22 protein-coding genes and 1 pseudogene are annotated in these 24,167 nt (G+C 39.7%); 10 read left to right on the top strand and 13 right to left on the bottom strand.

Annotated features, from left to right (window positions below; all coding sequences use genetic code 11):
• Nucleotides 1–478: 478 nt before the first annotated feature.
• The 3 genes from BP861_RS11885 to BP861_RS11875 all read right to left on the bottom strand — a co-directional run bounded on the left by BP861_RS11885 (nucleotide 479) and on the right by BP861_RS11875 (nucleotide 4,132).
• Nucleotides 479–1,132, bottom strand: coding sequence for an HAD family hydrolase (locus tag BP861_RS11885; RefSeq protein ID WP_292375790.1), 654 nt, complete (start codon nucleotides 1,130–1,132; stop codon nucleotides 479–481).
• 1,113 nt (nucleotides 1,133–2,245) lie between these two features.
• The gene (locus tag BP861_RS11880; RefSeq protein ID WP_292375789.1) at nucleotides 2,246–3,010 is read right to left on the bottom strand and encodes an HAD family hydrolase; all 765 of its coding nucleotides are present in this window, start codon (nucleotides 3,008–3,010) and stop codon (nucleotides 2,246–2,248) included.
• 174 nt (nucleotides 3,011–3,184) lie between these two features.
• Entirely contained in the window at nucleotides 3,185–4,132 is a 948-nt protein-coding gene (locus BP861_RS11875; RefSeq protein ID WP_292375787.1) for a phosphotransferase, read from the bottom strand.
• Nucleotides 4,133–4,767: 635 nt separating this feature from the next.
• Here BP861_RS11875 and BP861_RS11870 point away from each other — a divergent pair.
• Nucleotides 4,768–5,076 carry a hypothetical protein gene (locus BP861_RS11870; protein WP_292375786.1) on the top strand — a complete coding sequence of 103 codons (309 nt, stop codon included), beginning with the start codon at nucleotides 4,768–4,770 and terminating at the stop codon, nucleotides 5,074–5,076.
• Between the two features lie 431 nt (nucleotides 5,077–5,507).
• On the opposite strand, the gene ahbC is transcribed toward BP861_RS11870, so the two are convergent.
• From ahbC to cobA, 3 genes are read right to left on the bottom strand one after another with little or no spacing between them, the layout of a single operon-like run.
• Nucleotides 5,508–6,707, bottom strand: a complete 1,200-nt coding sequence (gene ahbC / locus BP861_RS11865) for a 12,18-didecarboxysiroheme deacetylase (RefSeq protein WP_292375784.1) — start codon at nucleotides 6,705–6,707, stop codon at nucleotides 5,508–5,510.
• A 13-nt stretch (nucleotides 6,708–6,720) separates the two neighbouring features.
• A complete protein-coding gene (locus tag BP861_RS11860; protein WP_292375782.1) occupies nucleotides 6,721–7,512 on the bottom strand; it encodes a uroporphyrinogen-III synthase in 792 nt (263 codons plus the stop codon).
• Nucleotides 7,513–7,552: 40 nt separating this feature from the next.
• Nucleotides 7,553–8,320, bottom strand: coding sequence for a uroporphyrinogen-III C-methyltransferase (gene cobA, locus BP861_RS11855; RefSeq protein ID WP_292375780.1), 768 nt, complete (start codon nucleotides 8,318–8,320; stop codon nucleotides 7,553–7,555).
• Between the two features lie 526 nt (nucleotides 8,321–8,846).
• Between cobA and rnz the strand changes: the two genes are divergently transcribed.
• Nucleotides 8,847–9,764: a ribonuclease Z gene (rnz, locus tag BP861_RS11850; RefSeq protein WP_292375779.1), complete on the top strand. Its 918-nt coding sequence runs from the start codon at nucleotides 8,847–8,849 to the stop codon at nucleotides 9,762–9,764.
• A 75-nt stretch (nucleotides 9,765–9,839) separates the two neighbouring features.
• Here the strand turns inward: rnz and BP861_RS11845 are convergent, their stop codons facing one another.
• The gene (locus tag BP861_RS11845) at nucleotides 9,840–10,100 is read right to left on the bottom strand and encodes a hypothetical protein (protein ID WP_292375777.1); all 261 of its coding nucleotides are present in this window, start codon (nucleotides 10,098–10,100) and stop codon (nucleotides 9,840–9,842) included.
• Between the two features lie 255 nt (nucleotides 10,101–10,355).
• Nucleotides 10,356–11,474: an AAA family ATPase gene (locus BP861_RS11840; RefSeq protein WP_292375775.1), complete on the bottom strand. Its 1,119-nt coding sequence runs from the start codon at nucleotides 11,472–11,474 to the stop codon at nucleotides 10,356–10,358.
• A 667-nt stretch (nucleotides 11,475–12,141) separates the two neighbouring features.
• Between BP861_RS11840 and BP861_RS11835 the strand changes: the two genes are divergently transcribed.
• Nucleotides 12,142–12,321: a hypothetical protein gene (locus BP861_RS11835; protein WP_292375772.1), complete on the top strand. Its 180-nt coding sequence runs from the start codon at nucleotides 12,142–12,144 to the stop codon at nucleotides 12,319–12,321.
• 397 nt (nucleotides 12,322–12,718) lie between these two features.
• On the top strand, nucleotides 12,719–13,204 hold the full coding sequence (locus BP861_RS11830; protein WP_292375770.1) for a hypothetical protein: 486 nt from the start codon (nucleotides 12,719–12,721) through the stop codon (nucleotides 13,202–13,204).
• A 166-nt stretch (nucleotides 13,205–13,370) separates the two neighbouring features.
• Here BP861_RS11830 and glmU (BP861_RS11825) read toward each other — a convergent pair whose 3' ends face one another.
• The 4 genes from glmU (BP861_RS11825) to glmU (BP861_RS11810) all read right to left on the bottom strand — a co-directional run bounded on the left by glmU (BP861_RS11825) (nucleotide 13,371) and on the right by glmU (BP861_RS11810) (nucleotide 19,025).
• Nucleotides 13,371–14,564: a bifunctional sugar-1-phosphate nucleotidylyltransferase/acetyltransferase gene (gene glmU, locus BP861_RS11825; protein ID WP_292375768.1), complete on the bottom strand. Its 1,194-nt coding sequence runs from the start codon at nucleotides 14,562–14,564 to the stop codon at nucleotides 13,371–13,373.
• A complete protein-coding gene (glmM, locus tag BP861_RS11820) occupies nucleotides 14,561–15,865 on the bottom strand; it encodes a phosphoglucosamine mutase (protein ID WP_292376064.1) in 1,305 nt (434 codons plus the stop codon). Before glmM ends, glmU (BP861_RS11825) begins: the two co-directional genes overlap by 4 nt.
• Before the next feature lie 69 nt (nucleotides 15,866–15,934).
• Nucleotides 15,935–17,788 (bottom strand): glutamine--fructose-6-phosphate transaminase (isomerizing), encoded by a 1,854-nt coding sequence (gene glmS / locus BP861_RS11815; RefSeq protein WP_292375766.1) that lies wholly within the window; start codon nucleotides 17,786–17,788, stop codon nucleotides 15,935–15,937.
• 19 nt (nucleotides 17,789–17,807) lie between these two features.
• The gene (gene glmU / locus BP861_RS11810; RefSeq protein ID WP_292375764.1) at nucleotides 17,808–19,025 is read right to left on the bottom strand and encodes a bifunctional sugar-1-phosphate nucleotidylyltransferase/acetyltransferase; all 1,218 of its coding nucleotides are present in this window, start codon (nucleotides 19,023–19,025) and stop codon (nucleotides 17,808–17,810) included.
• 1,230 nt (nucleotides 19,026–20,255) lie between these two features.
• Here glmU (BP861_RS11810) and BP861_RS11805 point away from each other — a divergent pair.
• Both BP861_RS11805 and BP861_RS11800 read left to right on the top strand, forming a co-directional pair.
• Nucleotides 20,256–21,509 carry a replication protein A gene (locus tag BP861_RS11805; RefSeq protein ID WP_292375762.1) on the top strand — a complete coding sequence of 418 codons (1,254 nt, stop codon included), beginning with the start codon at nucleotides 20,256–20,258 and terminating at the stop codon, nucleotides 21,507–21,509.
• Complete coding sequence (locus tag BP861_RS11800; protein WP_292375760.1) at nucleotides 21,510–22,079, top strand: RPA family protein; 570 nt, start codon at nucleotides 21,510–21,512, stop codon at nucleotides 22,077–22,079.
• Nucleotides 22,080–22,185: 106 nt separating this feature from the next.
• On the opposite strand, the gene BP861_RS11795 is transcribed toward BP861_RS11800, so the two are convergent.
• Nucleotides 22,186–22,368, bottom strand: coding sequence for a hypothetical protein (locus BP861_RS11795; protein ID WP_292375758.1), 183 nt, complete (start codon nucleotides 22,366–22,368; stop codon nucleotides 22,186–22,188).
• A gap of 452 nt (nucleotides 22,369–22,820) precedes the next feature.
• On the opposite strand from BP861_RS11795, the gene BP861_RS11790 reads away from it, so the two are divergent.
• From BP861_RS11790 to BP861_RS11775, 4 genes and pseudogenes are all read left to right on the top strand, one after another.
• Entirely contained in the window at nucleotides 22,821–23,039 is a 219-nt protein-coding gene (locus BP861_RS11790; protein WP_292375756.1) for a hypothetical protein, read from the top strand.
• Nucleotides 23,040–23,135: 96 nt separating this feature from the next.
• A complete protein-coding gene (locus tag BP861_RS11785) occupies nucleotides 23,136–23,507 on the top strand; it encodes a hypothetical protein (RefSeq protein WP_292375754.1) in 372 nt (123 codons plus the stop codon).
• Nucleotides 23,477–23,683: pseudogene (locus BP861_RS16050) on the top strand (ATP-dependent 26S proteasome regulatory subunit); the annotation flags it as partial. The gene BP861_RS11785 and the pseudogene BP861_RS16050, both read left to right, overlap by 31 nt.
• 66 nt (nucleotides 23,684–23,749) lie before the next feature.
• Nucleotides 23,750–24,049, top strand: a complete 300-nt coding sequence (locus BP861_RS11775; protein WP_292375753.1) for a hypothetical protein — start codon at nucleotides 23,750–23,752, stop codon at nucleotides 24,047–24,049.
• The last annotated feature ends 118 nt before the right edge of the window (nucleotides 24,050–24,167 follow it).

Here is a 24,167-nt window from a genome sequence, read left to right as displayed (position 1 = left end):
GACACTCCATGATTGGGAAATAGTGTAAGAACTCTTGGGGTTTAGAGTGCTTGCGATTATTTAAATATATCTGGTTTTGTATGAAGTGAACATTTCTTCTTTTTCAATGCCCTATCCAGTATTTGACAGGTATATACATTTGACTTCTATTGATTGCATTTTTATCCGAAAAACAATTTTCATAAAATAAAATACTTACAATCAGTTATAATCTTACTATTGGCAGCATAGACTAACTTGTCAGCATATAGTAATGCTATTAGAAAGGAAAGCTGTCAGAAGGCTATAGTTCTCAAGAAAACTGTGTAATATTTTAGAATGGCCCAAAATAGAAATTGACTGAAACGAAAGCAGAAATAGATGCAAGTTAAAAAGTATAAAACAAAGTTCGGGTTAGATTCTGCTCGGATTCAGCTTAGAAAAAGCTAACTTCTTCTTTTTTCTATCCAATTTCTCTTCTTCCTGTGATCTGTACCAGTTATGCGTATTTCCATGCTTTGCGGATGTGCATTGCATTCATTCCCAGGCTCTGGGGTGGGTAAATATCATTTTCGGGTGTGTCGCCGATTGAGAGTACTTCCCAGGGTTCAAGTCCAAGTTGGTCAAGAGCCAGCTTGAAAAGTCGGGTGTCAGGTTTTTTGATCCTATGGTCGGAAGATAGAATTACGAAGTTAAATTGATCGTAAAGGTTCAGGAAGCGAAGTTCTTGTTCGGTAAAAACTCTCTGGGCATTGGAAACGATACACTTCGGGACATTTCGATATTTCTCAAGCAGGCGCAAACTCTGGGGATAGGCTTCAAGCTTTCTTAAGGATGCAGTCCTGAAGGTTCTGGCAGTTTCAACTCCAAGCCACTTGGGATCGATTTCCCGGAAAGCATTTTCGGCACAGATCTCTGTAAAAATTTCTTCAATGCGGATATCCGGGTGCTGATGGCCTGAATTTCCAAGTCTTTGTATTACTTTCCGTCTGTATTCTTCCCTGAGCCGATCAGGTTCGATTCTCACGCCCTGATAAAGCAGCCACCTGCTCAGTCTTTCGTTCGTTTCCCGGCTTTTCTCATCAGTCCTGATGTCAATAAGGGTTTTATAACAGTCAAAAATTAGACCTTTTATCTTTCCGTTTTGGAGCATAGGGACTCTCCTTCAGTTTTTCGGAATTTTTAGAGTTCTAGATTTCTATAATTATGACATCTATAATTCTGGCGTCTATAATTCTAGCTTCTATAATCTTGTCTTCAATTAATCACTTGATAATAGCTATCGTATATATATTTTACGTAAATATCTATATATTTAGTAAATAGCAATGTATAGTTTTTAATTCTATAGGTAATTAATTTTGTACAAGGACTGTGCAGAGGAAATATCTGGACCTAGATTATGGTTAGGTGAAAAAATTGATTTTCTATGGAAATCCATATTGCCCTATCTTCCTCTATCTAAACCATATACAGGAAGCCCAATAAAGGTAGATTGTGAGGAATATAAAAGAAAAGTACAATAGAGGAATTCTTTAGTTAGATAGATTCGTGTAAGAAGATATTTTCAAGATATAAAATCAAAGAAATATCAAATCTTGGGTGTAATATTAGCAGCAATAATGAGTTAGATGAAGTTTTGTAATCGTCTCATAAATTCCTTATTTTTTTAAATTCCTTACGCTTCCTAAAATATCTAATAGTTTAAACAAAATAAAATAAACAAACCAGGTCATCAAAACGACACACGTGAGTTTTAAAATCAACGTAATATCCATAAAAATCAACCTATAAAATCATCATATTTTTATATATTGCCCGAGAATTTTCTTCCAGTTTTATATTATATTCTATAAATATGAAAAATCTTTGCGATATTATTTGTAATATCTCCATTAACGAAAAATAAGATTCATTTTGTAGAATGTTTTCAAATAAAATAGATAGTTCTTTTATTTAAAGTTTTATTTAACAACACGAAGTTGGGTTTTTATATACAGAACTCATCTCAAAACTCACAATGCTTTTTGAATCTTTTATTTTTGTGACAAATCGAGCCTCTGATCATGAAAGCAATCCTGAATAATTCTGACAATTGAGAAAAATGGGTTTTGGGATGAGCTCTTTTATAAAAGTATAAAGCGTATTGTTAAATCCCTGTTTAAATTCAAAAGATAGGTAGTCTTCATAATAAAGGGAAAAAAGATTAAATAAAAAATTTGGGAATTTACTGCCTTATTGAAAAAATTTTGATTTTTCATTCCAGTTACTCATTCAGACCGAACTGTTTCCATGCCTCTTCAATATGCATGGTGCGCATTCCAAGTTTTTTTGCAGGCACTAGATCGTTTTCGTTAGAATCTCCTATTGACATAACGCACTTGGGTTCGAGTTCAAGGTCCATCTTTTTGAGCGCAGTCATAAAAATCCTGAGGTCAGGTTTCTTGTACCCTACGTCTGATGAGAAGATAACAAAGTCAAAATAATCATGGAGCCCGAGGAACCTGAGTTCCAATTCGGAAAAAACTCTTTGACCATTAGAAATTATGCACTTCGGGATATTTATACAGTGTTCAATTAATTTTATGCTCTGAGGGAAAGCTTGGAGTTTTCGTATAGAAGCTGCCCTAAAAACCCTTGAAGTCTCTACTCCAAGACTTTCTTCGTCAATTTTCCAGACCGAATTCTCCCTGCAAATCTCTGCAAAGATTTCCTCTACCTTTATCTCGGGATATATTTCCTTGGAGTTCTCCATTTTCTGCCTGACCTTAAACATATACGTTTCCCACAGTTTTTCAGGCTTTATCTTTACTCCCTCATAGGCGAGCCACGCGCTCAGCACTTGATACGTCTCCAAGCTATGTTCTTCGGTACGAATATCAATTAGGGTCTCGTAGCAGTCAAAGATAACCCCTTTTATATGGCAGCTCTCAAATGCCTTCTCTCCTTTTTCTGGGGAATGACTCAAAAATGTAACCTTAGTTTCACCCTTTTCAAGCTTGTAATCGTTAGAGATGATTTTTCCTCCCACACCCTTAACTAAACAGTTACCTAATTGCTTTTTATTTTACTTAACTATCTTTCATTTACTTAATTAACTTTTTTCAGTTAATTAGCTTCTTCCTTTACTTAATTGCCCTTTATCCTTATCTAATTGCCTCTTATTTTTCAGTCAATTGGCCTTTATTTTTTATTCTGTCGGTTTTTATCTTTTGTTAATTGCTTCTAAGCATTCACGTGCTTCTTTAATCAAATAATTTCTATAGTCTCCTCGATGAAGCCTGGCCGAACGGAGAAGTCCTATACTCATAAAAAAAGGCAAAACTTCAGTAACATAGTTAAAATTCTTTTCATTGCTACTGTATTCCCAGAGAAAATTTCCTATATACGGTTCGGCTTTCCATCCTCCCCCTCTGTGCAGTTCAAACTCATTTTTAATTTCTGCGGTGAGAATCCCGAGATCTCTTACTGGATGCGCGTGAAACCAGGAACTTTCAAAGTCAAGTGCATAAGGCTGACCTTTACAAAAGATATAATTGGAAGGAGTAACGTCCCTGTGAACCATGCAGCCGTACTCCCTGTTTAGAAGAGGACTGTACCACCATTGCCCAAGCAGTCTATTGAAAGTCTCTCTGATGTTACTATCCAGTTTCAGATGGTCCAGCACTTCATGATAATTTCCGAACTCTTTTTCCTTATTGTAGGAAGATTTTGTATGCTCATGCAGATGTCTAAGCATATGCGCAACAGCAGCAAGTTTTTCATAAAGTTTTTCTTCATGACTGAAGTACCACGCCAGAGATTTTCCAGGTATATGTTCGGTTACAAGGGCGCAATTGAACTTCTTATTGATTGCAAGCGGCTTTGCAACATTTATTACAGAAGCAGCCTTTTTAAGATTCAGATATTCGTTCATCATGCCTTTGTAAGGGTTATAATCTTTCAACTGACCGGTAGGCTCAGCAAAAAACTTTGCCATAACGCTAAAGTGTTCACCCTTGAAATGATACCTGCAGACCGTATGGGATGACTTGTACTTATAAACATCAACAGAGCAATTTTTATTCTTGAGCCGATGCCCGACAACTTCTTCAACAAGCCAATCCCTGAATGGGTCCCCGAGGCTTAAAGTATTAACATGGAGTGATGCCACCTCAAATTACCCCCACTTTTCCAGAACTCCCACAGTTGTATGTTTTTCCGCAATATAATCCCATCTCAAGTTAATTTTTGTAATTGAGTAGTTTTTTGTAATTGAGTAGTCGCCAATTTTAAGATTTGATTATCCAATACTTACAACAGTATACTATAGTTTGGATATTTTATATTGTTATTGGTGTTTAACTGCAAGGAGCTTATTCTTCTTTCTCAAGTTTGGACCCGCCGATGGCAGCTGTGTTATTGTATTCTATTTCTTCCCAGTACTCCTGTAAGGCGAGTCCCTGAGCTTGATTTTTACAATCCACTTTGCTTACATCTACGAAATGTGGAATATAACCTTAATTTTTTGATAAGCTTAATATTTATATATAATTAATATTTATCTCTCTTCTAATATTATATTCGCTAAATACTACTGTCGTAGCGATACAATTTGGAGCAGTTTCACCGACGTATAAATTAGCGACATATAATATGAGGATAATTTTACCAATAGTATTCTACAGATAAATTTGACTTGTTAATTGGTAAGATTATATTTAAGCAGTGTATCTGCTAATGGAAATGAGTTGAAAAACTAACAACTTTAGATTCTACCATATAAATAAAAACTTGGGGTGTAAACAAATGGGGAAACAAATGATTGATAGAATTAAAAAGACACTGACTATTTTATCGGTAGTTCTTTTTGTAGTGTCAATAACAGCTGCTGCAGTAAGTGCAAATGACGGTTACAACCGTGGTGACTATGGTCATCATGGCGGCTACGATCATCATCGCGGTGGCTACGATCATCACCACGACGGCTACGATCATCACCACGGCAGCTACGACCATCATGGCGGCTACAATCATCACCACGGCGGCTACGGTCATCATGGCGGCTACGATCATCACCGCGGTGGCTACGGTGGCCATCACGGCGGTTATAGGTAATTAATAATCCTGAATGAAGATAGTAGTTACTGCAGTATGACAATATCTAATCTCAATATTAAAAACTAAATACTATGGTCATGAAGCTCTGTTATAGCTAATTACTAAATTTCTCATTAGCTAAGAGAAGAGATAAACACAGAATACACGGAAAGCACGGAGACTTTCCGTGCGCTTTTTTCCTTTCTGCAGTACTTTTGAAGAGTACACGGTTCATATATACGTTTAAAATTAATTTTAGTATGTATGTACTTGACTGTTCTTTTCTTTAATGTGGATCCAAAATTGAGATTTTGACATATTTTGGAATGAATGCACTAGAGTAATTATTAATAATATGAAATTTTGAGAAGCAATTTTGAGTTTTGGGATTAACCATTAATAAATAAGCAGGTGAATAAAGCCATTATTAAATAGAGCCTGAAAGGATTTCAGGCCTTATAATATCCAATTTCTTCTTTTGTAAGGTAACACGCAGGGTCATCTGCCCAGACATTCCCGTATACGGCTTCGGCCCGTACTCTGAAATTACCATTGCAAACATCAAGCCATTTGCATTGCGCACAGCGGTCTGCGTGGGCTTTTATCAGGGGTTTACGGTTTTTAAGCCCGGCCATGAGTTCATTAGTTAGGTCAGTCCAGATTTCACTGAATGGGCGTTCCCGCACATTTCCAAAAGAATAGTGTCTCCAGAATTGGTCGGCATGTACCGCTCCGTCCCAGGATACGCAGCCTATACCTATCCCTGAGGAATTGCCCTGGTTCATGGAGAGAAGTTCAAATACTTCGGCAGCTCTCTCCGGATTTTTTTTAAGGAGCTTCATGTACAGGTAAGGCCCGTCACAGTGGTTGTCAACAGTCAGGACTTCGGCAGGAAAACCTTTTTCGTGGAGTATTCTTGTCCTCTCGAGTATTAAGTCTACAGCTTGCCTGGATTCTTCAAGGGAAAGATCTTCGCTTACCATTTCTGAACCCCTACCTGCGTAAACCAGATGATAAAAGCATATTCTGGGAATTTTTTCTTCTTCAAGCAGATCAAAGATTGCAGGAATATCCCTGACATTTTGCTTGTTAATGGTAAAACGCAAGCCCACCTTTATGCCTTCTTCCTGGCAATTGTGAAGCCCCTTAATAGCTGCGTCAAATGCTCCTTTCATGCCCCTGAACTTGTCATTTGTTTCCCTTATTCCATCCAGGGAGACTCCTACGTAAGAGAGTCCTACGTCCTTCAGCTTCTTTGCCAAGTCCCGGTCTATGAGTGTCCCGTTTGTGGAAATCACAGCCCTCATTCCCTTCTCACGGGCATAGGCTGCAAGCTCAGGCAGGTCTTTTCTCATCGTTGGTTCTCCTCCGGAGAAAAGAATCACCGGGCTCCCGAAACTTGCAAGGTCATCGATAAGAGCTTTGCCCTCTTCAGTAGAAAGCTCGTTTTCAAATTCTATATCTTTTGCCTGAGCATAACAATGGACACACTTCAGGTTGCAGCGACGGGTCATATTCCAGACCACAACTGGCTTTTTATCTTTTGAAAATTGGAGTAAATGAGAGGGAAGCCTCTTTGATTCCCTTCCATAGCGAAGGGCATCAGATGGTTCCACTGTTCCACAGTAAAGTTTTGAAATACCTATCATGTCTATCAAAATCTCAAAGCTGGTTCTTTATAGCCTTTAACAGGGCTTCAAAAGTGAACTCGTCGGGAATTACGTTCGCATTAATTCCATATTTCCTCAGTGTGTTCCCTGTAGGCGTTCCTATAGCTCCTACCACGGCCATGTTGAGAGACTCTTTTATAGTTTCCTCTGATCCCAGCTCTTTCGCATGTTTCATAAAGCCTTTTACCATCATCGAGCTTGTAAAAGCAAAAGCATCCACTTCCCCTGCAAGTGTGCGTTCGATCAGTTCTTTCTGATCTGTTCCTTCAGGGATGCTGAGCGTGTACACGTGAGTCTCATTGACAATAGCCCCGCATTTTTCAAGTCCTTCTATTAAAACTTTAGCTCCAAAAGCGCTCCTGGCAAGCTCTACAGTTTTTCCTTTTACTTCAGGGCAGAGAGCTTCTACAATTCCTTCGGAACTGTAATCTCCTGGCAGGAAAGAATTGTCAATTCCTATTTTTATGAGTTCCTTTTCCGTATTAGGTCCTATTGCTATTACCCTAGTTTTTTTAAGTGATGTAATAAAATTTTTCTTTTCAGTTTCCGAGAGCTTGTTAAGGGTAAAGGTTATTCCATTTGCACTGGTAAAGATCACGTAGTCAGACATTCCAGTAAGAACTCTCTGCAAGAAAGGTTCAAATCCCTCATCTTTCATTCCTTCAAGCCGGATCATGGGGGCATATATTGGTTCAAAACCGTAGTCTTGCGCAAGTACTTTTGATTTTTCCCTGTAGCTTTCTGGCCTCATGATTGCAATGACAGGCCTTCTTTCTTCTGCCATATTTCCCTCTCCTGTTATATCCTGTTCTTTCCGTGCTGGGTTAAAAAGCCGCTCCTGTCCGCTGTTCCCCTAGGATTTCTTGCAGGCGTACTACATCGCCTACAACTGTAATGGCTGGAGCCTTTACTTTTCTTTCCTCTGCCAGACTGGCAATATTTTCAAGGGTTCCCACAGTTACTCTCTGGTCAGGCCTCGTTCCTCTCTCAATAATTGCAACAGGTGTCTGAGGGTCCTTCCCATGTTTCATTAACTCTTCTGCGTTCCGGCCGAGCATTTTCACGCCCATAAGGATTACAATTGTTCCTCCGAACTTTGCAAGGGTTTCCCAGTCAAGTCCACTCTCTTCTTTTGTGGGATCTTCGTGCCCGGTTATGAACGTGACCATCGAGGTACTTTCCCTATGGGTTACCGGAATTCCTGCATAAGCAGGCACTGCAATTGCAGAAGTGATCCCTGGCACGACTTCAAACTCAATGCCTTCAGTTACAAGCACCTCGGCTTCTTCTCCGCCTCTCCCGAAGACGTAGGGATCGCCTCCTTTAAGCCTGACTACCATCTTTCCTTCTTTTGCTTTCTGCACAAGCACTTCATTAATCTCAGTCTGGGTCATAGTGTGGTTGCCGGCATATTTTCCAACATCGATTTTTTCCGCACTTGCCGGCATTGAATCCAGAATAGCTTTTCCAGGAAGCTGGTCATAGATAATTACTTCAGCACTGTCAATTAGACGGCGGGCTTTCAGGGTAAGAAGCTCTGGATCTCCAGGACCTGAGCCTACAAGGTAAACTTTTCCGTAATTTCCTGACATATTAATGACGTTTCCTTTTTTCCTTTATATTTCCCGATAGACGATTTTTATCTCTCAGCATGCTTTCTTCATATCTTTTGGATAGTTATATCCTGGCTGGGGGAGCTCGATTGATGGTCATCACTTTTAAAGAAGAAAGCATGTCTTCTTAAAGGGAAGATTGATAGAAATGTAAATCTGTAGGATTTAAAGGGCTTTTATAATAAATACTATCCCATCTTAACATATTATTATCTATGGACTCTTTATATTGGATCTTATTTATTCATCTATATGAGATCCTGTTTCTGAAATGCAACTGTTGGGCTTCAACAGTTGCGCCGGTTGATCATGCCAGATAGGGGTTCGTGACAAGCTCCTCAAACTCAAACATTGCCCCGTTTTCGATCAAACCTTTTTTGAAAAGGTTTGCGCTTAATCCTTTTCAAAAAAGGCTTGCGGTCAAAAGCTTCTTTTGAAACGGTTTGTGATGCAGTTAAGATGATGGTAATCAATAAATACCTCTTAAGTAATTACTGAGTTCGATATGCTGCGCATAATTTTTCTTGGTACTGGAGGCTCTCTGCCTACTCGCAATAGAAACCCGTCCGCAGTAATGGTTAATCGGGAAGGAGAGCTCATTCTGTTCGACTGTGGAGAAGGCACCCAGCAACAGATGATGCGGGCAAAGACGGGAATGATGAGCCTGTCCTCTATTTTTATCAGTCATTTCCATGCGGATCATTTCCTGGGAATCCCTGGCCTAATCCAGACAATGTCTTTCATGGGAAGGAAAGAGCCTCTTCTGATTTACGGCCCTGAGGGGACAATGGAATTTACTGAGCTTTTTAAAGCTCTTGGCTACTTCAACCTTAAATACGAAGTCCGAGGAATCCAGTTAAAACCAGGAGATATTGTGGAAAGAGAAGAATATGTGATCCGAGCTTTAAAAACCGAACATAGTATTTCAAGCCTCGGATATGCCCTTATAGAAAATCCCCGCCCAGGGCGTTTCCACAGAGAAAGAGCAATCGAACTGGGTGTTCCTCCTGGCCCTCTTTTCGCAAAATTACAAAAAGGAAACACGGTAGAAGTTAATGGAAAGCTTGTAAAACCGGAAGATGTAATGGGAGCCTTAAGGCCAGGAAGGACTGTTGTATACAGCGGGGATACAAGACCCTGTGAGTCCGTTCTTGAGGCCAGTCGGGGTGCAGATGTGCTGATCCATGACGGCAGTTTTGCGGATGAAATGGCAGATTGGGCGGAAGAGTCAAAACATTCGACAGCAGGGGAAGTCGCAACCCTAGCAAAGGAGGCTGGGGTCAGGAAGTTAATCCTTACCCATATCAGTTCTCGGTATACTGATGACGCCGAACCTCTTCTGATTGATTCGAAAAAAGTGTTTGAAAATGTAATTATAGCCGAAGACCTGATGGAAATTGAAATCCCTTATAGGTCGAAATAAGACTTAAATCTTTTTTATTCAAAAAATTATAGTTACAACGAAAGTATGGATTATTCTGTGCAGAATCAGAATAATTCAGACGAGAGTCCAATCCAGTTTTTTGTTTTCAGCATCGTAAAGCGTGACATGCATGGTTTTGTCTTCTACTTCATAGATAGGCTTGACTCCTAAGTAAAGAGTGTCTCCATAACTAATATTGAGATCATTATTTACTCTTCCGAAATACACTCTGCCTTTTGTGCTGTTTTCTTCTACCGTTATACCTTTCCACATCAGGTTCTGGATCACATTTATAACTTTACACTCAAATCGGTCGACTTCACGTATCTCATTCATGGGGATCCCTTTTAATTCTTATTTCTTATCTGGTTAAGAGTTTATTAAACTCATTTCTGTTAGAAAATAACGATTTTTATACATAAAATTGTTCCTGTTCTTTCAGGCAAAAAGGGTATGTAAAAAACACTATACTCAAAAAGATTTATATTTTAAACAAAAACTTTTCCAAAAATTATCTAAAAAAGTGTGTTACTTTTTTAGAAATAAATACCTTGAATTTCATACTTTAACAGTATTTACCTTTCCTCTAGCTTAAATATAAAGTTCAGAAGGACCCTGGAGGGCATATTTCCTGCCAAGTTTTGCAAGCGCGTTTTCAAAATCCTTACTTGCTACTACTTCCCGATCTTCTATTATTGCTTGGTGAAGAGCGGTTTTTAAAACTTTTTCCACAAGGTCTCTGCCTGAAAGTCCATTTGTTTTCTTTGCAAGTGATCGGAAGTCACAGTCCTCTACCTGCAAGGGGAAGGTTTTTACATTTGATTCAAAAATCTTGATGACTTCTTCTTCTCCGGGAAGAACGAATTCAATCTCTTCTTCGAACCTGCTTCTTATAGCTGAATCCAGGGAATAAATCCTGTTTGTGGAGCAAATGGTACATACCCCATCACGTTCCACAATGCCATCCATTTCGGTTAGAAGAGCGTTTACAATTTCGCTTACGTCTCCCCTCAGCTCCTGGTATTTTCGATCCAGGGCTATGGCATCAAGTTCGTCAATAAAGATTATACAAGGAGCCATCTCTTCTGCTCTGTCATAGAGCTGGTGGATTTGGCGAGCCCCGTCTCCCACATATTCTCCTATCAGCTGTGTAGCCTTGACAGGTATGATGGGAACATCGGTTTTGTTTGCAAGAGCCTTTGCAAGCATAGTTTTTCCGGTACCTGAAGGACCGAAAAAGAGGATATTTCTTGGCGCCCATTTCCCAAAGCGTTCGGGCTCTTCAAGAAAGCGTTCGATCAGCCTGCATTTTTGCTTTGCAAGTTCCTGCCCGATTACGTCTTCAAATTTAACGCTACTCTTTATTTCTGCCGAGGAAGGAAGCCCGTTTTCTTCTTCAGTTACAATAATTGAAGTTGAACTTCCTATCATGGATTCTGCAGGTTCCACATCTATGATGCGGTAGGCAAAATCCGGGAACATCCGTCGGTCAAAGAGATAGTCTCCCTTGCGGGCAACATATCCGTTCCACTGTTCCCGGGCATAAAATTCAAAAACATCCCTATTTTCAATAACAGGATATTCGTCCATCATGCCGCTTAACGGATAACCTTCAGGCTTCAGGATCAGAAGCTCGGAGGTAGATTTCCCAAACTCGGTATTATTTTCATGATTCTTTTTCGCGTTCACTCTTTGTGAGACTGGTCGCACTTTGTTATCAACTCGAATACTTTTCTATACCTCTATAGTAATCCGAAGAGCTAATAAAACTAACCCCCTAAACTAGGCAAAATATTCGACTGCGAAAGGCTCATCTTCTTCTTGGAGCTGAGACACTGGCTTCTAGAAATCTTGCTTTTAAGCTTCTCCCGGAGGAACCATTTACAAGGTTTCTTTTCAGGGACTCAGACAATCAGGTATCATTATATATTCATATCTTCAATGTAACTATGTATATGTCTTGTGGGACATTGTATAAGTGTAAAATATTTATATGAGTATTCAAATAAGTCATTTGTTATTTGAAATATATTTGAATCAAAAGTTCTGTAAAATAATGGGTTTTCTAAAGATTCATTATAGAGCTTTGAGATTATAGCATTATAGTCCTTTATAGTGCACAAGAAGGTACGATCTAAAAGAGAAAACTAATATATTAGATAAATAATATAAAACTCATAATTATTGAATCAAAAGTTATTTTCAAACATGTTTGAAAATCTACCAATAACTTTGAGTAAATTATATGATTAGTATGTATATGTATTGATTCTTAGAATTGTACAGTGATATTACATCAGTAATACAGCAAACTAACGACTTTAAAAATTTCAGTACCTAAATAAGGTAATTTCAGAGTATGATTTTTATGTTTACTATGGAGAATACTGAAGGTTTCGACCAAAAAACTCTTGATAAGATGAACGCTGAAGTCAAAAAAACTATGAGCAAGCACGATCCAAAATCAAAAAACTATAAAAAATTATTTGAACAAATTGAGGACCAGGTCTTCGATAAATACTGTTCCGAGGTGTTCAGGCCCTCTCTCAAACTTTGATAATTTCCTGTAGTAGATTTACCGCTAAGTAAATCCTGTGAAGGTGAATTTTCTTTTATTCTATTCTATTTGATACGAAAGTGCTTTCAAGTACTTTCATTTATTTGTACCTGTACTCAAAGAATATCATGTGCATTTTTACTAATCCTTATAGAACTTTCAATAATTTTTATATTCATCAATCTTTGCATTATTTATCATTGTATCTATTAGATTAATTTCTATTACCTGTATTCTGTTACCTGAATTTCCCCTGCCTGTATCTTTCTCTATATTCTAATTCTCTTGCTCTTTTTCGGTTTAATTTGTACCAATAACTTTTTTATATTCCTGCCTCTTATTTCCAATTATGTCTCTTTGCAGCAAAACTAGAATTTTGAGTCTTTTCCTTCTGATTATGCTTTTGTTTGCCCCCATAGCAGGGGCAGTCTCAAATGCAGGCAATATCAAAAAAGCCGATCCCTATAAAGCGCCTGAGAACTCTACTACAAATAACAATCTCTTTGCAGAACTGAGTACAAAAGCCGAGCTTTATAACACGAATTTTGATAAAGTTCCTGGGGTTCTGCAGAGACTTGTAGCCAGTGAGGAAATTGCCGGGAAAATCAAACTTGAGAACGGCGAGATGCTTTATGTGACTTTACTAATGGGAGGAGGAAAAATAAGGGATTTCTATAGTTATGCCACTCCTAATGATCCTAACTCAAAGTTTGGGCCTTCCATTACAGTGGAAACCGATGAAAAAACCGTAAAAAAAGTGCTTGATTCGGAAGAGCCCTTAAAAGAAGCAGTGAAAAGCATGAATGATGGCTCTCTAAAGGTAGAAACTGAAGGAATTTTCCGAAACATGATGCTCTCAACTTTAAAGGCATTTTATAAATAAAATAACCTTTTTTGATCTCAAAAAAATAATTAATTTGAATTCTCCTTCCCTTTTCGGGAAAAGAATTCAATTTTTTTAAAACTACTAATTTGTTTTCAGAAAAATCCTAATTCTTGAATTGTTTTCAGAGTTCCTGATTTTTTTCTTTCTGAACCCTGATTTTGGATCAATGTTTGACAATCTCTCCGGGATATGTATATCTTCCTTTTTCCATTATCACGCCAATGTTTATACTTGTATTGATGCCGGTATGCACGTCATCTCCCATAATGACTCCGAGTTTTCTCCTACCCGAGTCAAGAATCCTGCTTTTTATCATGACTTTTATGTTTTTCCCATCATGGCGGAGATTTGCAACCTTTGTACCAGCTCCGAAGTTGCAGCGGCATCCAATAATGCTGTCTCCAACATAGCTTAGATGTCCCACATGAGTATTTTCCATGATAATCGTATTTTTTATTTCAACGGCATTTCCTATCCTGACGTGGTTCCCTATTGCGGTGGAAGGGCGGATAAAACAGTTAGGCCCTATATCACAGTTCTCTCCTATTATCACTGGGCCTTCGATATAAGAGCCGCTTCTGATAAGAGTGCCTTTTCCGATTACAACCTCCCCTTTTATGGTTGCATTCGGTTCCACGGTACCCTCACAACTTCCCTTAAGGTCTTTCAGGAGGTATTCATTTGCTTTAAGGAGGTCCCAGGGATACCCTATATCTATCCATCTGCCTTCCAGGGGACTGTAGCCTACGACTGCTCCACTATCGATCAGCATCTGGATAGAATCCGTAATCTCGAATTCATTTCTCACTGAGGCCTGGGTTCTGTCAATAAAATCAAAAATGGATTGCCTGAAGAGATATATTCCGGCGTTGGCAAGGTTAGTTGGAGGATTTTTAGGCTTTTCTATTATCCTGACAACTCTATTATTCTCAGTTTCAAGCACTCCGAAATCCGATGGGTTTTCTACCTCTTTTACGCAGATGACCGCTTCTTCTGTCCTTGAAACCAGGGCTTTTAAGTCCTCCTGTCCTATGAGCATGTCTCCGTTGAGTACAAGAAAAGATCCATCAACATAGCCTTTTGCACAGCCTATTGCATTTGCAGTCCCTAGCTGCTCTTTTTGCTGTACATACTCTATGCTTACTCCCCATTTGCTTCCGTCTCCGAAGTACTCCTTTATCTGCTCTTCGAGATAACCGGTAATGAAGACAAAACCTTCAATGCCTGCTTCTATAGCTGAATTAAGTATATGCTCGAGGATGGGCTTATTTGCAACCTGGAGCATGACTTTAGGACAGCCGGAAGTCAGAGGTTCCATCCTTGTGCCTTTGCCTGCCACAAGGACAACCGCTTTCATTTAAGTGCCTCCTTTACTATCTTTTCAACCATCTCGAATATCTCATCAACATTTTCCCTGGCTTCAGCCGTGATTCTAACTTTTGCTTCCGTTCCCGAGGGGCGGACAAGTACCCAGCCGTTGTCCATTTCTACGCGAATGCCGTCAATATCAAGTACTTTTCCCAGAGGCTCGAGTTTATCCTTCACTTTTTCCATAAACTCTACCTTTTTCTCGTTTGCACAGGGTAGAGCTCCTCTTTTTGTAGCATACTTGGGAAGCTCTTCTCGAAGTTCGCTTAATTTCTTTTCCTTGACAATCTCAACAAGTCTTGCGGCTGCATAAATTCCATCCGGGCAGTAGGAAATCTTCGGGAAAATCCAGCTTCCTGAGGGTTCGCCTCCATAGATAGCACCGCATTGTTTTATGCCCTCTGCGACGTAAACATCTCCTACTCTTGTCCTTACAATCCCCGAACCCTGAAGGGAATCGTCAACCATCATCGAAGTGTCCACAGGCACGACAACCGTTCCTTTCTTACCATTGCACTCATATAGCCCGAAAATTGCAAGCAGTTCGTCGCCTGATACAAAATTGCCTTTCTCGTCCACAGCCATCATCCTATCCGCATCACCGTCATGCGCTATTCCGAGATCGGCTCCAAAATCCACAACAGCTTTTTTGAGCAAGGAAAGGTTTTCATCGGTTGGCTCCGGATTTCTTGCAGGGAAATGCCCGTCAGGTTGAGCATTCAGGGTTATTACCTCACAGCCCAGTTCCTGAAGAAGATAAGGGCTAATTGTCCCTCCTGCTCCACAGCCGCAGTCCAGTACTATTCTCAGGCTAGAGCTTCCGACGAGCTTTTTGATCATGTTCATATGAGCCTGGATAGCATTTCCGTCTTCTTCGAATTTGCCTATCTGGTTCCAGGGAACCCTGGAAAAATCCGCATTTTCAATCGCTTTTTCAATTTCGTCCTGTTGAGCTGAGTCAAAGGCCATGCCGTCAGGATTCCAGAGTTTGATCCCTACATACTCAGAAGGGTTGTGGGAAGCTGTAACCATTACACCGCACTCGTATTCTCTGGCTGCATAAGCCAGGGTTGGGGTACTAACAAGACCTATCTCTGTAACACTACAGCCTGCTGCAGTCAGTCCTGCAATCAGGGCATGCTCGATCATAGGGGCCGAAACTCTTGGGTCCCTTCCTATAACTGCAGTCTTTTTCCGGCTTCCCAATACAAGCCCTACATTAAGTGCAAGTTCGGGCGTGATTTCTTTGTTTGCTATCCCTCTTATTCCTGAAGATCCGAAGAGTTTCATATTTCCCATTCCGAAGTTTCCTGAAGTGTATTTTCTTGATTCTATGATTTTTTATTTTCAGTCTTTCCGTTATTCCACGGTGACACTTTTTGCAAGATTGCGCGGCTTGTCAATCGAGCATCCCCGTGCAAGAGCAGTATAATAAGCAAGCAACTGGAGGATTACAACACTGAGCAGCGGAGAAAGCAGTTCGCTACTCTGAGGAATCGTTAGGACAACATCCGCATATTTTCCGATCTCGGTGTCTTTGTTATCGGCTACTGCAATAACCGTAGCATCTCTAGCTTTTACTTCCTTTATGTTGCTTAGCACCTTATCGTAAGTCTGCCCTCTTGTTGCAATTGTAACTACAGGCGTTCCTTTCTCAAGGAGAGCAATCGGCCCATGTTTAAGCTCACCTGCGGCAAAACCCTCAGCATGCAAGTATGAAATCTCTTTTAACTTGAGAGCTCCCTCAAGGGCAATCGGATAGTTAAGGTGCCTGCCAAGGAAGAAGTAGCTCTTTGCTTGAGCAAAATTCTCTGCACATTCCTTGACTACTTCTTTCTGGCTAAGGATCTGCTGAATCTGACCTGGTATTTTTCTTAGATCCGTAATAAACCCTTTAACATAATTAGGACTTAGCTTGCCTCTTGAAAGGGCGAACTTTACGGCAAGCAAATATAGAAGTGTAAGCTGGGTACTGAATGTCTTGGTCGCTGCGACTCCTATTTCAGGCCCTGCTCTGGTATAGAGCACACTGTTAGTTTCTCTCGTAATGGTGCTTCCTACAACGTTTGTAATTGCAAGTGTAGGGCAGTGGTAGGACATTACTTCCCTGACGGCCGCAAGGGTGTCTGCAGTTTCTCCTGATTGGGTAATTGCAATGGCAAGAGTCCCATCACTTATAACCGGGCTTCTGTACCTGTATTCCGAGCAGATATCTATATCGCAGTGAATTCCTGCAAGCTGCTCAAAAAGGTATTTTCCAAGCAATCCTGCGTGCCAAGAGGTTCCACATGCCAGAATCTGGACTCTTGAGAGCTTCTTTATCTCATCCTCGGTCATATTAAGTTCTTTAAGTGATATCGTTCCTTCAAGCTCCGAAAACTTACCTGCGAGTGTATTATGAATAGCACTAACCTGCTCGTGGATCTCCTTAAGCATGAAGTGTTCGTAACCGGCTTTTTCAGCAGCTTCAAAGTCCCATTCAATCTTTTCTATCTTCTTTTCTCGGATCTTTCCTTCCCTGTCAAAGATCTCTACACTGGTAGGAGTCAGAACTGCGGTTTCAAAGTCATTTACGAAAATGACATCCCTTGTATAATTCAAAAAAGCTGTTACATCCGATGCAGCAAAATTTTCTCCATTGCCAAGTCCTATAACAAGTGGGCTGTCTTTCCGGGCAAGCACGAGTTTTCCCTGTTCATCAGCACAGAGAACTGCAAGGGCATAAGAACCTTCAATCTCTTTTAGCGCTTCTCGGAGTCCTGTAAGAAGTTCACATTTTGTTTCTGTTCCCTCAGGCTTCCCGTATATGTGTTTATGCAGGAGGTGTGCGACTACTTCAGTATCGGTTTCAGATTTAAATTCATATCCTTCTGCAGTCAGTTGCTCTTTCAATGCCATATAGTTCTCTATGATTCCATTATGCACAACCGAAATCTTACATGGATTTCCAGAGTTATGGGGGTGAGCATTTATTGTGCTGGGTCGCCCGTGAGTTGCCCAGCGGGTGTGCCCTATTCCAATGTTGCCACTTATTTTTTCTGGAATTATGGCTTCAAGGTTTATAATTTTCCCTACTGATTTATATGTGTCAATTCCGCTGCCCAGAACCGAAATTCCAGCAGAATCATATCCACGGTACTCGAGTTTTTTGAGTGATTCTATGATGACAGATGCAGCAGAATTTTCTCCTGCATATCCTACGATTCCACACATTTTTTCCACCTTTTTGGGATTAAAGAACCACTGAATGACGGGATAGATCTCTGTATATGGTGTTTCCAGATTCAACCTGGCAGTCAACAGCGATTGTTACTCCGGCTTTCAAAAGTACGCGGTTCCCAATCCGGTTATCGTCTCCAAAGATGGTGCCGAGTTTTGGAGCCCGATGAATAGTTCCGTTCATAATGATCGACAAGCCTTCTTTTTCTTCAACAAAGAAACCTGAGCCAATTGTATTGTTGCTTCCAATTATGGAATTTGAGATCTGCCCGTGTGAGTATATCCTGCAGTCATTCATTATTATACTATTCTGAATTTCGGTAAATGATCTGATTGATACATTGTCTCCTATTGTTGTGGAGGGCAGAATAACTACATTGGGGCCTATATCACAATTCTCCCCTATGACAACAGGGCCTACAATATAAGTTCCTGAGCGAATCCTAGTATTCTTTCCTATTGCTACTTTCCCGCTTATTACAGCCCCCTCTTCCAGTCCTCCTTCAAGCCTTAGGTTCCTGGCGGAATTTAAGACTATGGCATTTGCTTTTAATAGATCCCAGGCATGGACCGCATCAAGCCATTTTGATTCGGTAGGAACGGAAGTAATGATTTTCCCTTCGTCAATCATAAGCTGGAGGGTATCGGTTATTGCATATTCCCCATTTTCGGATATAGGAGTCTTTTCGATAGTTTCAAAGACTTGCGGAGTAAAAACATAAATTCCGGTATTTACGATACGGCTTAGGTCTCCAGGCCTTTTTTCTATAATCTTTGTAACTCTCTTCTTTTCTTCTAGAACCACGCCGTAGCCTGCGGTCTCTTCCATCCGAACGGTCAGAAGGCTTGCATCTCCCTCATAATTGTTCAAAAGATCTGCAATAGTTTTCGGTTCCACAAGGTTATCTCCATTAAGCACGAGAAATTCCGAGTCCTCGGGGACGATCCACTTTTTTGCTTGTTCAATTGCGTGTGCAGTACCTAACTGAGCTTTCTGTTCAACGTACTTTATTTTTACTCCGAAATTCAGTCCGTCTTCAAAATAGTCCATTATGCGTTCTTTTTTATATCCAACAATTAATATTATCTCAGTTATCCCATTTTTTTCAAGCGAATCTATTACATGCTCTAGAATAGGCCTATTGGCTATAGGAAGCATGACTTTTGAACGAGTCAGAGTAAGAGGCCTGCAGCGCAGCCCTTCTCCTGCTGCAAGGATGATAGCTTTCATAAATTTAAAGAACCTTTTTTAGAATTTATACATTACCTTCAGAAGTTTTGGATGAAATATGTTGCATAAATATATCTCAGATGTCTTGCTGTATAAGGGATAACTAACGATAAAAAAGTAATCCTCTATAATTAAAAAATAAGTTCTCCATATTGATGAACAACTCCAGTATCTAAACTGTAAAATGTGGTGAAATTTTATCCTCTATCCCTGCTTTTATAGGAAATTTCTCTCTTCTTAACTACTCAAAAATTATTTATTTTATAACTCAGATATACATTTCCTACCTTTATATCTTATGCCTCCTAACTCTTGGAATTCCGGGCAATTTTTTAAGAATTCTTCCTACTAGAATTTTGATTAACTATTGTATATTTATTATACATTTTGGGCAACTTATGAAAAATATTAATACAACTCTTACGATTTTTCTGAACAATTTATGCTTCTTCATAAAAGTATAAAGCAAGAAACTTTGGATATCATTGAAACGCCTAAAACTAAAATTTAAAAAATTATTGTACTTATGAGTAGCTGTACTTCGAGAATAATTGCGCTTCAAGAATAGTTATATTTTGGTAGCAGTTATACTTTAGAACATTACTTCAATATTTAATATTGCCAGTCTATGTTTATGGATTGTCTGGATATTGGTGATCTCTGGATGTTTTCTTACTTCCTATCTTTTACTCTGCGATGATTTCAACTTTTCTGCAAGAACCTTTTTCGGCTAGCCCTTAAAATCTGTGTTTATATATCCAATTTCTATATAGATAGGTAAACACTGAACTAAAATCTCAGATTTTTAATATTTTAAAATCCTTACTTTTTTCAGAGAAGCCGAATGGGCTCCTTGTAATGAAGCGCAAACCTCTGTATAAATAAGTTTAAGTATAGTATGAGCATATAACCTTTAAAAAAATTTGGATTATGTCATGAAGTAACTTCTAAATTGAACTCAGCAAGAAGCAGGTATTTATTGCATTGGAATACAAAAACACTATCAATATAGTAATTATATCAATATAGTAATTATTACCTAGCATAAGAGTGTCCTCAGGAACCAGTTCCTCGGGTTTCGCAGTCTTAAGACGAGCTTTTCCGTATACTGGTTACTGTCTTGAGGAAATACTTTCACTCCGCTTTCCTTAACTTTATATGCTGTGGCGTTGTATATCAAAACGCCTCTCTATACAATAAATCTAACCAAGAGGCTTGAGGTAGGACAGAATGAAGCAAACAGCCGAATCTATTCGAGATCGATTTTTAAAGCTTGGAATCGATGTGCCTGTAGAGGACATCGAAAGCAGACTTGACGAACTTATTACAAAATTTAAAGTTCCTTCAAACGAGGCCCAGCGTAGCGTAACCAACTACTTTTTAAAGAAATATTCCATCCCGAAGAATGAATTTTACGTTAGGCAGGCTGAACCACAACTTACCAAGATTGTGGACATCTCGGAAAACGGACAGTGGGCAAACCTTAAGGCAAAGGTTGTCCAGCTCTGGGAAAATACTCATGAGTCCATCTCTCAGGTAGGACTCTTGGGGGATGAAACAGGAATTATAAAGTTTACAGAATGGAAAAATGCCGAACTGCCTGAACTTGAACAGGGAGAGAGTTACCTTTTCAGGAGTGTTGTTGTAGGAGAGTACAATGGCAGATTCCAGGTTCAGCTCAACAAGAACAGTTCAGTAGAAAAACTGGACGAGGTCATTGGGGTTGGAGGAGGAGATTTCGTGACTGCTGCAAGAGAATCCGAGCTCAGAAATATCTCCGACCTTGTTGGAGGCCAGTGGGCTACAGTCAGAGGAAAAGTGGTTCAGCTCTGGGAAAACTCTCACGAATCGATTGAGCAGGCAGGGCTTCTAGGGGATCAAACAGGTATCATAAAATTCACTAACTGGGCCAGTTCCGAACTTCCAGATATGGAAGAAGGCAAAAGCTACATTTTGAAAAATGTAGTTGTCAATGAATGGGGCGGTAAAGCCCAAATCCAGCTTAACCGGTCAAGTTCTATTGAAGAACTTGACGAAGATATCGAAGTTGGATCAGCAACTTCCACATACTTCGGAGCAATGGTGGATATCCAGACCGGTTCAGGCCTCATAAAACGCTGCCCTGAGTGTAAAAGGGCTCTGGTTAAAGGTGCCTGCCCAGAACACGGGAAAGTAAAAGGGGAATATGATCTAAGAATAAAAGCAGTTTTGGATTCCGGAACTTCCACTCAGGATGCTCTGATTAACAGAGAACTTACTGAAAAGCTTGCAGGGCTTTCTCTAGATACTGCAATTGCAATGGCCGCAGATGCCCTTGATCCCGGAGTTGTGCTGGATAAATTGAAAAATGAACTGGTAGGCAGGTACTATACCGTAACCGGGCATAAGCTTGATCGCTATATCCTTGTAGATTCAATTACTCCCAGGACTTCTCTGGATAGAGAAATGATTGATGAAATGCTTGTTGAACTGGAGGTGCAGTAAATGCCAGGCTTTTTCAGAGAAGCTGCTCGCAGGATTTTTGCTCAGGAACTAAAGGATTCGAATCTGACCTCAAGGGATGAAAGTGATCAGTATGCTCCGCAGTATCTGTTGACTCCCACAGGGGCTAAAGTAAACCGCATCTTCCTTGTTGGCACACTTATCGAAAAGGAAGATATCGGCACTGATTCAGAATACTGGAGAGGAAGGGTCTCAGACCCAACAGGTTCCTTCCTAGTTTATGCTGGACAGTACCAGCCCGAAGCAGCTCAGTTCCTCGCTGAGTGCGAGTTGCCAGCTTTTGTAGCAGTTGTTGGTAAAACAAGCACCTATACCACAGATGATGGAAATGTACTGACTTCCATCCGGCCAGAATCCATCCAGCAGGTTGATGAACTTACACGGAATCTCTGGGTGCTTGATACTGCAAAGCAGACTCTTGAGAGAATAAGGGCAGTTGAGGCAGAGATAGACCAAAACTCAAAACTTGCAAAAGAACACTACTTGACTGATACCGGTCACTACCGTGCGCTGGTAAAAAAGACGCTTGAGTCCCTCAAAGACAGAGAATAAAATCTAAACGAGTAAAGACCATACTATCAAAATCGGGGATAAATGCCCCTAACTTTTTTATTCAGAAAATCAGCTTTTATTTTTCCTTTCTATCTATTTTCTATTTTCAAGTTTTAACGGCAGATCTGCATGGAATGCAGCAAGCAGGCGGCACTGTGTAGCTGTAGCCTCTGAACTCATTTTTACTGCCCACTCCTACGGTTATAAGTCCCTCAAGGAGTGCAACGATAAAACCTTTGAAGCTCTTGAATAATCCCTTGACTCTATGCGTTATTATCTTTCGGATCATGTCGAATATATCCGTTCGGGAATTCCAGAAAAACGGTAAAAATTCATTTTCATTAACCTTTTTTGGTCTCAATTGGTTTGGTTAATGCACAAATCCGCCGTTCAATAGGTATGGAGTGGCCACGAGGGCGGCGAAATCCTCTATGTTCATCATACTATCCTGCGCAGGGGTTCGCCCTTATACTGGTCCTGCAGCAAACCCGAAGAAGCAACAGGGTTTACGCCTTATGACTCTCTCCAAAAATTCTTGAAAAAAGCCTGAGTCTCGAAGAGAAGTTTATGTTGAAAATTACTATTATCATGTTAAAGTAGAAAAAAATGATATAGTTTTGAACTGAACTTGAAAAATCGGTTTGAACTCTTGAATGCCTAAAGGTAAAGGTATAGTTGACTTTGATAGTGTTCAAAGTCTGTAATGAAAGCTGTCTATATAGTTTGGATGTGAACAGTTGGATGGACGAACGAGGCGGAGGGTTCATTTTTGCAGGGGCATGTGAATCTGCAAAATACACAGATCTAGGAAACGCGTTTATTAACAACGGTTTTGATACCTACTTTGGGTATAAAGACACTGTTAACACCTTACATAATGCCCGCTTTTATTCTGCATTCTTTGATATGGCTACTTTCACCGATGTCACTGTTTCTGAAGCTGCCAACTATGCAGCATGAGAAGTAGAAGAGGAGTTTGGAGATTCAGTAGATGTTGCCAATAACAGATTTATAGGAAATTCAAACTTGTGTTTAAGACCTTAAGGAGAGAAGATTATGAGACTTAGTCAAATTTGTATCTTGACTTTGGTACTGGCAAGTGCAATATTTGCGGCTTTTGCTTCTGAAGAGGGAGGAATTATATTTACGAAAGAAGATGCAAAGCAAACAAAATACCTTGATCCATCAACTGCAAATGTAAATATTAGTTTTGAGGATGCAAAAAACAAAATAATATCAGAAAATCCGGAAGTAATCAATGAATCTATCCATGGAGAACTGATTGATGATGAAAATTTTGGGATAATCTGGCAAATAAGCTCAAAAACAACTAATGGAAAAAGCATCTTAACAGGAATAGATGCCTCTAATGGAGAGCAACTTTTTGTATATGATGGATCAAGAATGTACAGGGCAAAGACAGTGTAAGTAAAGATGATGCTCTGGAAATAGCAGAAAAATATATTCAATCCAAGGTTTCAGCGGAAAAAATTAATGAGATTGAGCTCGAAGATGTAAATTACATAGGACCTGCTGCGGATGATCTGCCAGGAAATTATCATGTAAGTTACGCAAGAATTATTAGGGGAATACCTTCTCTTTCCGATGGAATACTGCTTGATGTTAATGCAGAAACAGGCGAAGTTTCAAGCTATGACAAAAGCTGGTCTATGTCTGAAGAAGAGATAGCACTCATTGATACGGAACCAAGCATTACGGATGAAAAAGCAGTTGAGATTCTCAAAGAATACATGAGTAACGAACCGTCCATAGGAGAAGAAAAAGCAAATACTGTAAAAGTTATTTCGTCGAATCTTGTCTGGAAAGAGGACGATGAAGATAAAACTCATCTGGCATGGTGGATCAGGTTCATGGATTCAAGTTTTTCAAAGGACGATAACTATCCTGCTTCAGTATGGATTGACGCACATTCAGGAGAAATGTTGCTGTTTAATTATTACAGAGACTAAGTTCGAAGGAGTTCTAACTTTCTATTCCTCTTTGGCATAAAAGTACGTGATTATTTATTTTTTCACGTACTCTCTTTTTTCCCATAACTAAGATTATCCCATTGATAATTATTATCCG

This window comes from Methanosarcina sp. UBA411, from assembly GCF_002495725.1.
In the GTDB taxonomy this organism is placed as follows: Archaea; Halobacteriota; Methanosarcinia; order Methanosarcinales; family Methanosarcinaceae; genus Methanosarcina.
This window is presented reverse-complemented; position numbering and strand designations above follow the sequence as displayed.